Genomic DNA, 13,825 nt, shown 5'->3' with positions numbered 1-13,825 from the left:
GTCAAATTGCTTTTCGCCTCTGACACGGAGGACGTGCTCACGTTCGACGCCGTCATCCTCAACACGGCCCCGCGCGCCACCCGGACCGGGCTCGACCTGCTGGCCACCCCGGAACAGCTCGCCGACCTGATGACCCGCAACGGCTTCTCCGGCCGCTTCGACCGCGATGAGCGCGAGCTCCGCGAGGTGCACGACGCCCGCGCCCGGCTGCGCGCCATCTGGACCCTCGACCGCGACGCCATGGTGGACCCCGTCAACGAGCTGCTCGCCCGCCACCGGGCCTCCCCCCGGCTCGTCCGGCACGACGCCCTCGACTGGCACCTGCACGCGACGCCCGACGACGCCCCGCTCGCCGACCGCGTGCTCGTGGAGGCCGCGATGGCGCTCGTCGACGTGGTGCGCTCCGACGCGACCGACCGCCTCCGGGTGTGCGCCGCCGACGACTGCGACGGCGTGCTCGTCGACCTGTCGCGCAACGGCTCGAAGCGGTTCTGCAGCGTGCGCTGCGGCAACCGCATGAACATGGTGGCGTTCCGCGAGCGCCGCGCGCAGGATCCGACCGGCTAGGCGACGACGCCCGCGGCGGCCGGGGCCGCCGGGATCACCGGGCCTGCAGCGCCGCCTGGTACAGGTCGCGCTTGCCGAGGCCGGTCGCCTCCGCGATGGTGCCCGCGGCGTCCTTGAGGCGGGCGCCGTCGGCCACGAGCTCCAGCACCTGCGCGACGCCCGTGGCGAGGTCGACCTCGAGGGCCGCGGCCCCCTCCGCGACCACCACGATCTCCCCGCGCACGCCCTCGGCCGCCCAGGCGGCGAGCTCGGCGGCGGTGCCGCGGCGCACCTCCTCGTACAGCTTCGTGAGCTCGCGGCAGACGACCAGCCGGCGGTCGGGGCCCCACTCGGCGACGACGTCCTCGAGCGACGCGTGCAGCCGGTTCGGCGACTCGAAGAACACCATCGTGCGGCGCTCGCGCACCAGCTCGCGGAGCACGCGGCGGCGGTCGCCGCCCTTCCGCGGCAGGAAGCCCTCGAACGCGAAGCGGTCGGTGGGGAGGCCGGAGACGGCGAGCGCGGTGATCACGGCGCTCGGCCCGGGCAGCGCGGTCACGCGGACGCCCGCCGCGGCCGCGGCCTCCACGAGGTGGAAGCCGGGGTCGGAGATGGCCGGCATGCCGGCGTCCGAGAGCACGAGCACGTCGGTCTCGCGCGCGAGCTCGACGAGGTCGGCGGAGCGCTCCTGCTCGTTGTGGTCGTGCAGCGCGATGAGGCGCGGCCGGTTCTCGACGCCGAGCGCGCCGAGCAGGCGGATGGTCGTGCGGGTGTCCTCCGCGGCGACGACGGTGGCGGAGCCGAGCGCCTCCACGAGCCGCCGCGACGCGTCGCCCAGGTTGCCGATGGGGGTCGCGCCGAGGATGATCACCGCTCGATCATCCCATCCGGGGCGGGGCGATCCCGGCCGGTCGCCTCGGCGTCGCCCTCGACCGCGGGGTCGTCGATCCCGGGGCCTCCGGGGCCGCTCCGGCCGCGGAGCCCGTTCACGATGCCGGCCCCGATCGCGAGGAGCCCCAGGGGCACGCCGAACAGCACGACGGTGTCCAGCTTTCCGCCGCTCCGGATCTCCCCGAACGCGCCCGTGAGACCGAGCATCGAGACCGCGCACAGCACGACGCCGAGGGCGATGAGGCCCCAGGTGTCCGGCCACCGCCGCTCCCGCCGCAGGAACACGCGTCAGCCCGCGGCGGGCGCGTCCGCGGCGGGCGCGTCCGCGGCGGGCGCATCCGCACCGACGGCGGCGAGCACCACCGGGTCGGCGCACCCGCGCGCGAACCCGTCGATGCGCCGGTCCATGTCGCGCTGCAGGATCCACGCGCCGATCCGCTCGGCGACCGGCGCGAGCCAGGCGGGCCGGCAGGCGAAGTTGTAGCGCCAGGTCGCGAGCGTGCGGCCCGGCTCGCCCTCGGCGGCCGCGAAGCGCCAGCCGCCGCCCATGCGGGCGAAGAACCACGACCCCTGGGTCATGCGCATGCCGACGTTCGTGGGCGGCTGGTGCGAGACGTACTCGCTCACCATGCTGAGCCCCAGGCGCGAGACCGTGAACGTGCGGACGCCCTTCGCCGGCTCGGTCGCGCCGCCCATGAGGTGCTGGTGGGCGATGAACGGATCCCACCGCTTCCGGACGGCGCCCTGCGTCTGGGAGACGGCGAACGCGACCTCGGGCGCGACGGGGACGATGCGGCGGGACTCGACGACGGGCACGGCCCCATGCTGGCACGCGCGTCGGCGCGGCGGCCTCCCCGCGCCCCCGCGTCCACCCGGCCGCGACGCCGCTCCGGGCTCCGGCATCCGGGCGACCCGACCGCCCGGCCGCGACCGGCGCACCGCGGCGGGCGCACGGCGCTCCCCATCCTGCGTACGCTCGGAGCAGCGGCCCCGCGGGGCCGACGGCGCCCGGACCGGGCGCGACGCACCACCACCACCTGCGAGGAGCACCACGTGGACGACGCCATCCCGACGGACGCCATCGAGACGCACGCCGTCCCCGAGCCGGAGCCCACGGAGATCACGTACGACGACAACCGCTTCCCGGCGCGCCCCGCACGGCTGCGCTCCCGGCCGCAGATGCGGGCCAGCGGGATCCGCCGCTCGTCGTCGGACCCGCGCGCCGCCGACGCGTCGAACCCCTCCTACGTGGAGTGGCTCCGCCGCCAGTCGATGCTCGGCGACGCCGACGTGCTGAGCCGCGGGCTCTCCGGCTTGCCCAGCATGTGGTCGAACCCCTACGCCCGGCCGGACGCGCGCCGCGCCATCGACACGGCGTCGGTCTGGTTCACCGCCTACCCGATCTCGCTCATCACGAAGGGCGGCGAGTCGTACCTGGCCGCCCTCGGCGACCCGCAGCTGTGGGAGATCTTCCAGCGCATCGGCATCGAGGCCGTGCACACCGGCCCCGTGAAGCTCGCCGGCGGCATCACCGAGTGGTCGCAGACCGCGAGCGTCGACGGCCACTTCGACCGCATCAGCACCCAGATCGACGCGGCCTTCGGCACGGAGGACGAGTTCCGCCGCCTCACCGAGGTCGCCGACCAGCACGGCGGCAGCGTCATCGACGACATCGTGCCCGGCCACACCGGCAAGGGCGCCGACTTCCGCCTCGCCGAGATGGGCTACAAGGACTTCCCCGGGATCTACCACATGGTCGAGATCCCCGAGGAGGACTGGCACCTGCTGCCGGACGTGCTCCCCGGCCGCGACGCCGTGAACCTCGACGTGGCCGCCGAGCAGGCGCTCGCCGACCAGGGCTACATCATCGGCCGCCTGCAGCGCGTCATCTTCTACGCACCGGGCGTCAAGGAGACCAACTGGAGCGCCACCGCGCCCGTGCTCGGCGTCGACGGCCGGACCCGCCGCTGGGTGTACCTGCACTACTTCAAGCAGGGCCAGCCCTCCATCAACTGGCTGGACCCCACGTTCGCCGGCATGCGCATGGTCATCGGCGACGCCCTGCACTCCCTCGGCGACCTCGGCGCGAGCGCGCTGCGGCTCGACGCGAACGGCTTCCTCGGCGTGGAGAAGAGCGTCGAGGGGCCGGCGTGGTCCGAGGGCCACCCGCTCTCCGAGGCGGCGAACCACCTCATCGCGAGCATGGTGCGCAAGGTCGGCGGCTTCTCCTTCCAGGAGCTGAACCTGACGATGGAGGACATCCGCGACACCGGCCGCGTCGGCGCCGACCTCTCCTACGACTTCATCAACCGGCCCGCGTACCAGCACGCCCTCGCGACCGGCGACACGGAGTTCCTGCGGCTCACGCTCCGCACCTCGCTCGAGGTGGGCGTCGAGCCCGTCACCCTCGTGCACGCGCTGCAGAACCACGACGAGCTCACGTACGAGCTCGTGCACTGGGCGACCGAGCACTGCGCCGACGTCTTCCCCTTCCGGGGCGACGAGATGACGGGCGCCGACCTCGCCGAGACGATCCGCGGGGACCTCCTCGAGGAGCTCACGGGCGACAGCGCCGACTACAACCACGTGTTCACGACCAACGGCATCGCCTGCACCACGACCTCGGTCATCGCGGCCGCGCAGGGCTTCACGACCCTCGACGCGATCGGGGACGACGACGTGGACGGGATCCGCGCCGCGCACCTCCTGCTGGCGAAGTTCAACGCGTGGCAGCCGGGCGTCTTCGCCCTCTCCGCGTGGGACCTGCTCGGCGTGCTGCCGCTGCAGGCGTCCCAGGTGGCCGACCTCATCGAGGGCGGCGACACGCGCTGGGTCCACCGGGGCGGCCACGACCTGCTCGACGCGGCGCCCGAGGCGACCGCGTCCGGTGCCGGCATGCCGCGCGGCCGCTCGCTGTACGGATCCCTCCCCGCGCAGATCGAGGACCCGGCGTCGTTCGCGTCCGGGCTCCGCAGCGTGCTCGAGGTGCGCGAGCGCTTCGACGTGGCCGTCGGCACCCAGCTCGACGTGCCGGACGTCGGGCACCCCGGCATGCTCGTGATGGTGCACCGCCTCGACAACGGCGACCCGTCGGGCGACGCCCGCCTGCAGCTCACGGTGCTGAACTTCACGGGCGAGTCGATCCTCGCGACGGTGCGCTCCGAGCACCTCCCGAGCCGCCGCGCGGTGCGGGACGCCACCACCGACGAGGTCATCGGCCAGGTCGACGACCTGTCCAGCTTCCCCGTGCAGCTGGAGCCCTACGCGGGCCTGTTCCTGCTGCTCGACGAGGAGCAGGAGCCCGACGAGGACGACGCCGCGCGGTAGGCGCGGCCGCGCGTCAGCCCAGGACGACGAACCCCAGCACGGCCGCCGATCGTCAGCCCAGGACGACGAACCCCAGCACGGCCGCCGCGAGCGCGAGCACGAGGAGCGCGAGCGGCGGCACGACGGGCTCGCGGCGGCGGGCGTGCACGACGACGGCTCCGGTCATCAGCACCGCGAGGCCGACCGCCGCGACGGGGCTGAGCACCGGCGCGATGCCGGTTGCGAGGGGCAGGACCAGGCCGATCGCCCCGACGACCTCGAGGGCGGCGATCGCCTTCACGGCGGCCGCGGGGAAGCCCTCGGCCCACGGCATCCCGCCGTCGACGAGCGCCTCCCGCGAGCGGACGAGCTTCAGGATCCCAGCGCCGAGCATGGCGACGGCGAGCATGGCGGAGACGGCCCAGAGGGCGATGAGCACGGGATCCCCCTTCGTGCGCGGCCGGTGGACATGCCGACCGTAGCGCCGGGCGTCCGCCGTGTCGACGGGGAGGCGGACGCGGACCGGGCCCGTCGTGCCGCCGCGGTCCGGCGCCAGCCGCGGAAGGCCCCGGCGCCCCGGACGCCGCGCACCCGCGTGCGATGATGAGCCGTGCCCGACATGCCCCACCGCCCTGCCGAGCACGCAGCCGACGAGCGCATGCCCGCGGACGGATCCGCCGTGGCCCTCGACGCCCCCACGCGCGTGTCGCGCCGCGCCGACGAGCGCGCGCTCACCGCCCGCGGATCCCGCCTCGACGACGCCTGGGCGCGCCTCGTCTCGACGCCCGGCCGCCGCCGCGCCTGGCGCTGGGGCGCCCCGATCCTCATCACGCTGCTCGCGGCCGTCCTCCGCATCCAGAGCCTCGGCCACCCGGCGACCCTCGTGTTCGACGAGACCTTCTACGTCAAGGACGCGTGGACGCTGCTGCACCTCGGCTACGAGGGCTCGTGGCCGAACGAGCCGAACCCGGACTTCATCGCCGGCAGGACCGACGAGTACCTCATCGCGCCCGCGTTCGTCGCGCATCCGCCGCTCGGCAAGTGGGTCATCGCGCTCGGCCTCGCGGTCTTCGGCGCGGGCGACCCGGTGGGCTGGCGCATCGCCACGGCTGTCGTCGGCACCCTCGCGGTCCCCCTCCTCATGCTCATCGCCCGCCGCCTCACCGGCTCCGCGGTCGTCGCCGCGATGGCCGGGCTCCTCTTCGCGATCGACGGCCACGCCATCGTGATGAGCCGCGTCGCGCTCCTCGACACGCACGTCATGTTCTTCGGCCTGCTCGGCTTCGGGGCGATGCTCCTCGACCGCACCTGGCACGAGCGGCGCTTCGAGCGGCTCCTCGCCCTCCGGCGCGACGCCCGGCCCGAGAGCGCGCGTCCGCTCGAGTGGGGCCCCGTCGTCCTCTGGCGGCCGTGGCTGGTCGCCGCCGGCATCGCGTTCGGCGCGACCAGCTCGGTGAAGTGGTCGGGGATCTTCTTCCTCGCGGGCTTCGGCCTCTACGCCGTGCTCACCGACATGCTGCTGCGCCGCCGCCACGGCCTCGCCGCCTGGTTCACGGCCGGCGCCGTGATGCAGGGCCCCGTCTCGGCGCTCCTCCTCGTGCCGCCCGCCGTCGCCGCGTTCCTCGCGTCGTACGCGGGGTGGTTCGCGACCTCGAACGGGTACTTCCGCGGCTGGGCGGCGGAGGGGCGGAACGCCTGGGAGGGCGGCCTCGGATGGGTGCCGCTGCCCGTGCAGAGCCTCTGGCACTACCTGTCGCAGCAGTACGAGTTCAACGTGGGGCTCGACGTGACGCACCCGTACCGGGCGGACCCGCGCCTCTGGCTGCTGCTCTACCGGCCGACGCAGTTCTACTACGAGGCCTACGGCCCCGGCGAGGCCGGCTGCACGATCGACGCGTGCTCGGCGTCGATCACGTCGATCGCGAACCCGCTCATCTGGTGGCTCTCCGTGGCCGCGATGCTGTACCTGCTCTACCGCCTCGCCGCGCGGCGCGAGTGGCGCGTGGGCCTCGTGCTCATGGGCATGGTCGTGGGCTACCTGCCGTGGCTGCTGTACGTGAACCGCACGGTCTTCCAGTTCTACTCGATCGCCTTCGAGCCGTACCTCCTGCTCTGCCTCGCGATGGTGCTCGGCATGGTCCTCGGCGACCGGACGGATCCGCGGCCGCGGCGCACGCGCGGCGTCGTGATCGTGGCCTCGGTGCTCGTCGCATGCGTCCTCGTGAGCGCCTTCTTCTACCCGCTGTGGACCGGGCAGCTCATCCCCACCTGGTTCTGGCGCCTGCACGCCTGGATCCCCTCGGGCTGGATCTGATGCCCGCCACCGCCTCCCGCCTCCACCCAACGCTGCCCGGCCTCGCCGCCGCGGCGGCCGCCGCGCTCGCGGCGTGGGGGGTGCACGCCCTCGTCCCGGCGATCCCGCTGCTCACGGTCGCGGTGGCGCTCGGCATCGTCGCGGCGCAGGTGCCGGCCGCGCGTCCCGCCCTCACGGGCCCGCTGAAGCCGGGGCTCACCCTGGCGTCGAAGCGGCTCATGCGGATCGGCGTGGTGCTCCTCGGCCTGCAGCTCGGCCTCTCCGACATCGTCGGCCTCGGCTGGCGCGCGGTGCTGCTCGTGGTCGCCGTGGTGGTGCTGTCGTTCGCCGGCACCTGGGCCATCGCCCGCGCGCTGCGCATGCCGGGGCAGCAGCCGCTCCTCCTCGCCACCGGCTTCTCCATCTGCGGCGCGAGCGCGATCGGCGCGATGGCGGGCGTCACGCGCGCGAAGCCGGCCGACCAGGGCGCGCCCGTCGCGCTCGTGACCCTGTGCGGCACGCTCGCGATCGCCGTCCTGCCGCCCCTCGCGGGGCCGCTCGGCCTCGACGACGTGGCCTTCGGGCACTGGGTGGGCGCGGGCGTGCACGACGTGGGCCAGGTCGTGGCGACGGCGCAGATCGCCGGATCCGCGGCCCTCACCATCGCCATCGCCGTGAAGCTCACCCGCGTGCTCCTGCTGGCGCCCGTGGTCGCCGTCGCCGGCGTCGTCATGCGCCGCCGCGAGGGCCGGGTCGAGGGCGCCGCGCGCCCGCCGATCGTGCCGCTGTTCGTCGTCGGCTTCCTCGCCGCCGTGCTGGTGCGCACCTTCGTGCCCCTGCCGGACGGCGTGCTCGAGGCGGCGCAGGTCGCGCAGACCGCGCTCCTCGCCGTGGCGCTCGTGGCCCTCGGATCCGCGGTGCGCCTCCGCGAGCTCGTCGGCCAGGGCGGCTCCGCGCTGGCCGCGGGCCTCCTCTCCTGGGCGCTCGTGGCGGGCCTCGCGCTCGCGGCCGTGCGCCTGTCCTGACCGGGGCCGGGCCCGCATGTCGCCGCATTACGCCGCGGCCGGGGAACCGTCGGGAGCCCGGGCTAGCGTGACCCCATGGTCGATCGCGAGTACGGGTTCAGGACGAGGGCGATCCACGCAGGCAACATCCCCGACGCCACCACGGGTGCGCGCGCCCTCCCCATCTACCAGTCGAGCGCGTTCGTCTTCGACGACACGGCCGACGCCGCCGCGCGCTTCGCGCTGCAGAAGTACGGCAACGTCTACTCGCGCCTGTCGAACCCCACGGTCGCGTCGTTCGAGGAGCGCGTCGCGAGCCTCGAGGGCGGCCTGGGCGCGGTCGCCACGGCCAGCGGGCTGAGCGCGCAGTACATCACCTTCGCGTCGCTCGCAGGCGCCGGCGACCACATCGTCGCCTCCGCGAACCTCTACGGCGGATCCATCACGCAGCTCGACGTGACCCTCCGCCGCTTCGGCGTCGAGACCACGTTCGTGCAGTCGAGCGACCCGGCCGACTACGCCGCCGCCATCACCGACCGCACGAAGCTCGTCTTCGCGGAGACGGTCGCGAACCCGTCCGGCGAGATCGCCGACATCGAGGGCCTCGCCGCGGTCGCGCACGCGGCCGGCGTCCCGCTCGTCATCGACTCCACCATCGCCACGCCGTACCTCAACCGGCCCATCGAGTGGGGCGCCGACATCGTCATCCACTCGGCCACGAAGTTCCTCGGCGGGCACGGCACGACGCTCGGCGGCGTGGTCGTCGAGTCCGGCCTCTTCGACTGGGAGAGCGCGCGCTTCCCGCTGCTCGACCAGCCCGTGCCGAGCTACGGCGGCCTCAACTGGACCGGCAACTTCGGCGAGTACGCGTTCCTCACCCGCCTCCGCGCCGAGCAGCTGCGCGACATCGGGCCGGCGCTCGCGCCGCACTCCGCGTTCCTCCTCGCGCAGGGCGTCGAGACCCTCCCGTACCGGATGCAGGCGCACGTCGACAACGCGCGCCGCGTCGCCGAGTGGCTGGACGGGGATCCGCGCATCACCGCCGTCAACTGGGCCGGCCTCCCCGCGCACCCGCACCACGAGCGGGCGCGCAAGTACCTTCCGACCGGACCCGGGTCCGTCTTCACCTTCGAGGTCGCGGGCGGCCGCGCGGTCGGCCAGCGCTTCATCGAGTCGGTCGAGCTCGCGAGCCACCTCGCCAACATCGGCGACGCGAAGACGCTCGTCATCCACCCGGCCTCCACGACCCACGCGCAGCTCAGCGAGGCGCAGCTCGTCGACGCGGGCGTGCTGCCCGGCATCGTCCGCATCAGCGTCGGCATCGAGGACGTCGACGACATCATCCACGACCTGGACCAGGCGCTCGACGCCGCCACGGAGGGAGCGAAGTGAGCTTCGACACCGGCGGGGTGCCGCCCGAGCGCACCGGATCCACGCCCCACCCGGCCGCGGACGCCGCCGGCCTCGCGCCGCTCGACCCCGCCGAGGAGTCCGCCGACCGCGCGGCCGGCGACGCCGCGGAGGCGCGGGTCCCCGCGGCCGCTCCGGCCGAGGTCGTCGAGCCCGTGCAGGACCCGGGCGCCGACGGCATCCAGACGACGCAGCTCCAGAACGGCCTCACCTGCGCCATCCCCCGCTCCAGCCCGCTCGCGGCGCTGCTCCGGTCGGAGCGCACCTGGACGGGCCCGAGCGCCAAGGAGCGCCTCGCGATCCTCCGCCGCGCGAAGAGCGTCGCCATCGTCGGCGCCTCCCCGAACCCGGCGCGGTCCAGCTACTTCGTCGGCACGTACCTGCAGCAGTCGAGCGGCTACCGCGTCTACTTCGTGAACCCGAACGCGACCGAGATCCTCGGCCAGAGGGCGTACCCCGACCTGGCGTCGCTCCCCGAGGTGCCCGACATCGTCGACGTGTTCCGCAAGGCGAGCGACATCCCGTCCGTGGTGGACGACGTGGTCGCCGTGGGCGCGCCCGTCATCTGGGTGCAGCTCGGCATCTGGAACCAGGAGGCGGCCGAGGACGCCGAGGCCCGCGGCCTCACCGTCGTCATGGACCGCTGCATCAAGGTCGAGCACGCGCGCTTCCACGGCGGGCTGCACCTGCTCGGCTTCGACACCGGCGTCATCAGCTCGCGGAAGGCCGCGGTCTAACGGCGGGTCCGGGCGGCGCGGGTCCGCGCGGCGCGATGGCGCGCGGCGCCGTCACCCGCGGTCCGGGACCCGGCGGTCACCAGCCGAGCGTGCCGGGTGCGCCCTTGAACGGGCCCACCACGCGCGGCGTGATCCAGCCGCCGTAGAAGTCGCCCTCCTGCGCCTGGACGGTCACGCCGTCGACGGTGCATCGGTCCATCGCGGAGGGGTACACCGCGATCATGTCGACGAGCCGCTCGAAGCCGCGGGTCGGGGACGGGTACCACCACGCCGACCGCTCCGCCGTGACCCCGCCGGCCGCGAGGGTGAGGTACGACGCCTCGCCCTTGTACTCGCACCACGAGCGACCTGCCGCGGAGGAGAGCACCCCCGCGGCGAAGTCGCCGGAGGGGATGTAGTAGACGGGCGGGTGGCTCGTCTCGAGCACCCGGACCGCGGCCCGGGTGTCGGCGACGACCCGGCCGCCGAGCTCGATCACGACGTGCTCGCCGCTCGGGTCGACGCGCGGCGGGCGGGGGTAGTCCCAGACCGACTCCTGCCCCTCGCCGGGGATCTCGCGGGGACGGCGGACAGGGGGGATGCGCATGCGCCGACGGTACCGCGGGCTCCTGAGCGCCCCGGATCCCGCGCCCGGACAGCCCGGAGGACATCGCCGCGTAAAGACGTATCCACTAAACGTTTTTGCACAAATAGTCCCCCGGGTGCTTGACTGGGGCACGTCCACCCGCATTCGGGTGTCACACAGCACGACATCTTTGAGGAGCAACACATGGGCATCATCGGTTTTCTGGTTCTGGGTCTGATCGCCGGAGCGCTCGCCAAGCTGATCCTCCCGGGCAAGCAGGGTGGCGGAATCATCGTCACGCTGATCCTGGGCGTCGTCGGCGCATTCCTCGGCGGCTTCATCGGCAGCGCCCTCTTCGGGAAGGGCGTCGACAGCTTCGACCTCGGCTCGCTCGCGCTCGCCATCGTCGGCGCGATCATCGTCCTGCTGGTCTACGGCGCGATCGTCGGCCGCAAGAAGGCCTAGTCTTCCTGCACCACGGAGCCCCCGTCGCCCGACCGCATGGTCCGGCGGCGGGGGCTCCCTGCATCCCCGCCCCTGTCCGACTGGGACCGCTTTCCTGTCGGGCCGCTGATCCGGCCGGGGCGGTGCGCGGCGCGTGCCTACGATGACCGCATGCCCGACGTCGCCGCCCCCACCCTCTCGCGCACGGCCGCCGTCCTCGTGGCCGTGGCCCTGCCCCCGCTCGCCCTCGCCGCGGCGGGCCTCAGCCACCCGACCCAGCTGACCGACGCGACCGCCGTGCACTGGCGCGACCTGCACATCGCGCTGCTCCCGGTCTTCCCGCTGCTCGCCATCGCGCCGATCCTCCTGACCCGCCGTCACGACCGCCGCCTCGGCGTCGTCGCGATCGTCCTCGGCTTCGCGTACGCCGTCTGCTACCAGGCCCTCGACATCCTCGCCGGCATCGCCGCCGGCGCCCTGAAGCTCGAGGGCGGCCAGGGCGTGACCACCATGTACGCGCTCGCCGACGGCATCGTCGTCACCGGGGTGTGGTCCTACGTCGCGGTGACCGTGCTCGCGAGCGCGCTCGTGATCCGGCACGCGGGCCTCCGGGCGCTGCCCGGTGCGCTGATCGCGGTGGTCGCCGCCGTCTCGTTCGTCGACAGCCACATCTTCTTCCCGCGGGGCGTCGTCACCATGCTCGGCCTCGCCGTCGGCTGGACGTGGCTTGCGCTCGCCTCGCGGGGAGCCGCCCGCCGCGGCCGCGCCCCCGTCGGGCCCGCCGCGACCCGCCCGGCCGACCGCGCGGAGGCGGCGGCATAGTCTGACGGAATGACAGCGTACGTCTCGGCACTCGACCTCTTCTCCATCGGGATCGGGCCGTCGAGCTCGCACACCGTCGGCCCCATGCGCGCCGCCCTGCTCTTCGCCGAGGAGTGCGCGGCGTCACCGCGGCTGACGGCGATCACCCGGGTGACGGTGCGGCTGTTCGGCTCGCTCGGCGCCACCGGGCTCGGCCACGGCACGCCCGACGCGGTCGTCGCGGGACTCGCCGGCCTCGCGCCGGAGACCTGCGACCCCGACGAGGTGCGCGGCCGATGGTCCGGGCTCGGCGAGGGCGTCGACGTGCCGCTCGCGGGCGTCCACCCGGTGCGCATGGTGGGGCGCGACCTCACGTTCGAGCCCTTCACGCGCCTCCCCCGGCACCCGAACGCGATGCACCTCGCCGCCCTCGACGCCGACGGCGGCACCGTGCTCGAGAGCACGTGGTTCTCGGTCGGCGGCGGGTTCGTGCTGCGCGAGGACCAGGCGCCCTCGGCCGTGCTGCCCACGGGGCTCCCCCACTCCTTCTCCAACGCGGACGAGCTCATCGCCCTCGCCGAGTCGACGGGGCGCTCCATCGCCGACGTCGCGCGCGACACCGAGGAGTCGATCCACGGGTCGCGCCGCGCGGTCGCCGGCCTCGACGCGATCTGGGACGCCATGGCCGCGTGCGTCTCCTCCGGCCTGGATGGCCAGGGCACGCTGCCCGGGGGCCTCGACGTGCGACGCCGCGCGGCCCGCGTCGCCTCCCAGCTCGCCGCCATCGATGCCGAGGGCGCGCGCGACACCTCGCACGAGTGGCTGCACGCGTTCGCCCTCGCGGTCAACGAGGAGAACGCGTCCGGCGGGCGCGTGGTGACCGCGCCCACCAACGGCGCCGCGGGCATCATCCCCGCCGTCGGGTCCTACTACCTGCGGTTCGTGCCCGGCGCGGACCGCGACGGGATCCGCGACTTCCTGCTCACGGCGACCGCGATCGGGTCGCTCGTGAAGGCCAACGCGTCCATCTCGGGCGCCGAGGCCGGCTGCCAGGGCGAGGTCGGCACGGCGTGCGCGATGGCGGCCGGCGCGCTCTGCGCGGTGCTCGGCGGGACCCCGCGCCAGGTCGAGAACGCCGCCGAGATCGCGATGGAGCACCACCTCGGCCTCACGTGCGATCCCGTCGGCGGGCTCGTGCAGATCCCGTGCATCGAGCGCAACGCGATCGCCGCCTCGACCGCCGTGAACGCCGCCCGCATGGCGCTGCACGGCGACGGCACGCACCTCGTCTCCCTCGACACCGTGATCGAGACGATGCGGCAGACGGGCCTCGACATGTCCACCAAGTACAAGGAGACGTCCACGGGCGGACTCGCGGTCAACGTCATCGAGTGCTGAGGGCGCACGGCGGGCGTTCCCGTGTCAGGCTGAGGGCATGGGTGTCCCCGCGCTGCTGCTCGCCGTCGCGGCGCTGCTGATCCTCGGCACCAGCCAGCTGGCCGCCTGGGGCGTCCTCAAGCGCAACGGCTGGATCGGCATCCGCACGCGCCCGCTCATGACGAGCGACGCCGCGTGGCGCGCGGGCCACCGGGCAGCGCTCCCGGCGCTGCGCGGCACGTGCCTCCCCGTCGCGATCGGCGGCGTCGTCGGCGGCATCGCGGCGGGCGCCGGCATGAACAGCGTCGCCAGCTGGGGCGCCCTGCTGCTCGTCGGCGGCATCGCCTGGAGCACCTTCCGCGCGGGACGCGCCGCGAAGGCCGTCATCCGCCGCGAGGCCGAGGCGCCGCGGCGGCCCGTCGCGCGCTGAGCGGCCGGGCGGGCGCCGGGA

15 protein-coding genes are annotated in these 13,825 nt (G+C 74.4%); 10 read left to right on the top strand and 5 right to left on the bottom strand.

Going from position 1 to position 13,825, the window contains the following annotated elements; genetic code table 11:
- The first annotated feature begins 6 nt into the window (after positions 1 to 6).
- Complete coding sequence (locus AC07VC_RS10145) at positions 7 to 567, top strand: CGNR zinc finger domain-containing protein (protein ID WP_494676444.1); 561 nt, start codon at positions 7 to 9, stop codon at positions 565 to 567.
- Between the two features lie 34 nt (positions 568 to 601).
- On the opposite strand, the gene rsmI is transcribed toward AC07VC_RS10145, so the two are convergent.
- Genes rsmI through AC07VC_RS10130 form a run of 3 tightly spaced genes read right to left on the bottom strand, consistent with a single transcriptional unit; the run spans position 602 to position 2,253 of the window.
- The gene (gene rsmI, locus AC07VC_RS10140) at positions 602 to 1,417 is read right to left on the bottom strand and encodes a 16S rRNA (cytidine(1402)-2'-O)-methyltransferase (RefSeq protein ID WP_317229381.1); all 816 of its coding nucleotides are present in this window, start codon (positions 1,415 to 1,417) and stop codon (positions 602 to 604) included.
- A complete protein-coding gene (locus AC07VC_RS10135) occupies positions 1,414 to 1,722 on the bottom strand; it encodes a hypothetical protein (RefSeq protein WP_494676445.1) in 309 nt (102 codons plus the stop codon). The genes rsmI and AC07VC_RS10135 overlap by 4 nt, the downstream gene beginning before the upstream one ends.
- Positions 1,723 to 1,725: 3 nt before the next feature.
- Positions 1,726 to 2,253, bottom strand: a complete 528-nt coding sequence (locus AC07VC_RS10130; RefSeq protein ID WP_494676446.1) for an SRPBCC family protein — start codon at positions 2,251 to 2,253, stop codon at positions 1,726 to 1,728.
- Positions 2,254 to 2,490: 237 nt separating this feature from the next.
- On the opposite strand from AC07VC_RS10130, the gene treS reads away from it, so the two are divergent.
- Positions 2,491 to 4,764 carry a maltose alpha-D-glucosyltransferase gene (gene treS / locus AC07VC_RS10125; protein ID WP_494676447.1) on the top strand — a complete coding sequence of 758 codons (2,274 nt, stop codon included), beginning with the start codon at positions 2,491 to 2,493 and terminating at the stop codon, positions 4,762 to 4,764.
- A 52-nt stretch (positions 4,765 to 4,816) separates the two neighbouring features.
- Here the strand turns inward: treS and AC07VC_RS10120 are convergent, their stop codons facing one another.
- Entirely contained in the window at positions 4,817 to 5,182 is a 366-nt protein-coding gene (locus tag AC07VC_RS10120; RefSeq protein ID WP_494676448.1) for a DoxX family protein, read from the bottom strand.
- Between the two features lie 180 nt (positions 5,183 to 5,362).
- On the opposite strand from AC07VC_RS10120, the gene AC07VC_RS10115 reads away from it, so the two are divergent.
- The 4 genes from AC07VC_RS10115 (at position 5,363) to AC07VC_RS10100 (ending at position 10,187) form a co-directional block, all read left to right on the top strand.
- Complete coding sequence (locus AC07VC_RS10115) at positions 5,363 to 7,057, top strand: dolichyl-phosphate-mannose--protein mannosyltransferase (protein ID WP_494676586.1); 1,695 nt, start codon at positions 5,363 to 5,365, stop codon at positions 7,055 to 7,057.
- Complete coding sequence (locus AC07VC_RS10110; RefSeq protein WP_494676449.1) at positions 7,057 to 8,061, top strand: YeiH family protein; 1,005 nt, start codon at positions 7,057 to 7,059, stop codon at positions 8,059 to 8,061. Before AC07VC_RS10115 ends, AC07VC_RS10110 begins: the two co-directional genes overlap by 1 nt.
- Before the next feature lie 75 nt (positions 8,062 to 8,136).
- Positions 8,137 to 9,432 carry an O-acetylhomoserine aminocarboxypropyltransferase/cysteine synthase family protein gene (locus tag AC07VC_RS10105; protein WP_317229376.1) on the top strand — a complete coding sequence of 432 codons (1,296 nt, stop codon included), beginning with the start codon at positions 8,137 to 8,139 and terminating at the stop codon, positions 9,430 to 9,432.
- Between the two features lie 236 nt (positions 9,433 to 9,668).
- Complete coding sequence (locus AC07VC_RS10100; RefSeq protein ID WP_181034776.1) at positions 9,669 to 10,187, top strand: CoA-binding protein; 519 nt, start codon at positions 9,669 to 9,671, stop codon at positions 10,185 to 10,187.
- Positions 10,188 to 10,263: 76 nt separating this feature from the next.
- On the opposite strand, the gene AC07VC_RS10095 is transcribed toward AC07VC_RS10100, so the two are convergent.
- Positions 10,264 to 10,773, bottom strand: coding sequence for a DUF427 domain-containing protein (locus tag AC07VC_RS10095; protein ID WP_494676450.1), 510 nt, complete (start codon positions 10,771 to 10,773; stop codon positions 10,264 to 10,266).
- A 183-nt stretch (positions 10,774 to 10,956) separates the two neighbouring features.
- Between AC07VC_RS10095 and AC07VC_RS10090 the strand changes: the two genes are divergently transcribed.
- The 4 genes from AC07VC_RS10090 (at position 10,957) to AC07VC_RS10075 (ending at position 13,804) form a co-directional block, all read left to right on the top strand.
- Entirely contained in the window at positions 10,957 to 11,217 is a 261-nt protein-coding gene (locus AC07VC_RS10090; RefSeq protein ID WP_015491009.1) for a GlsB/YeaQ/YmgE family stress response membrane protein, read from the top strand.
- Positions 11,218 to 11,367: 150 nt separating this feature from the next.
- On the top strand, positions 11,368 to 12,018 hold the full coding sequence (locus AC07VC_RS10085; protein WP_494676451.1) for a hypothetical protein: 651 nt from the start codon (positions 11,368 to 11,370) through the stop codon (positions 12,016 to 12,018).
- 9 nt (positions 12,019 to 12,027) lie between these two features.
- On the top strand, positions 12,028 to 13,395 hold the full coding sequence (locus AC07VC_RS10080; protein ID WP_317231222.1) for an L-serine ammonia-lyase: 1,368 nt from the start codon (positions 12,028 to 12,030) through the stop codon (positions 13,393 to 13,395).
- Between the two features lie 37 nt (positions 13,396 to 13,432).
- Positions 13,433 to 13,804, top strand: coding sequence for an SdpI family protein (locus tag AC07VC_RS10075; protein ID WP_494676452.1), 372 nt, complete (start codon positions 13,433 to 13,435; stop codon positions 13,802 to 13,804).
- The last annotated feature ends 21 nt before the right edge of the window (positions 13,805 to 13,825 follow it).

It is taken from the genome of Clavibacter sp. GW821-FHT01D01, assembly GCF_059422605.1.
This window is presented reverse-complemented; position numbering and strand designations above follow the sequence as displayed.

Coding starts and splice junctions, on each gene's coding strand:
- AC07VC_RS10115 (WP_494676586.1), top strand. CDS start 5,363: ATGCCCCACCGCCCTGCCGAGCACGCAGCCGACGAGCGCATGCCCGCG.
- AC07VC_RS10110 (WP_494676449.1), top strand. CDS start 7,057: ATGCCCGCCACCGCCTCCCGCCTCCACCCAACGCTGCCCGGCCTCGCC.
- AC07VC_RS10105 (WP_317229376.1), top strand. CDS start 8,137: ATGGTCGATCGCGAGTACGGGTTCAGGACGAGGGCGATCCACGCAGGC.
- AC07VC_RS10095 (WP_494676450.1), bottom strand. CDS start 10,773: ATGCGCATCCCCCCTGTCCGCCGTCCCCGCGAGATCCCCGGCGAGGGG.
- AC07VC_RS10090 (WP_015491009.1), top strand. CDS start 10,957: ATGGGCATCATCGGTTTTCTGGTTCTGGGTCTGATCGCCGGAGCGCTC.
- AC07VC_RS10085 (WP_494676451.1), top strand. CDS start 11,368: ATGCCCGACGTCGCCGCCCCCACCCTCTCGCGCACGGCCGCCGTCCTC.
- AC07VC_RS10080 (WP_317231222.1), top strand. CDS start 12,028: ATGACAGCGTACGTCTCGGCACTCGACCTCTTCTCCATCGGGATCGGG.
- AC07VC_RS10075 (WP_494676452.1), top strand. CDS start 13,433: ATGGGTGTCCCCGCGCTGCTGCTCGCCGTCGCGGCGCTGCTGATCCTC.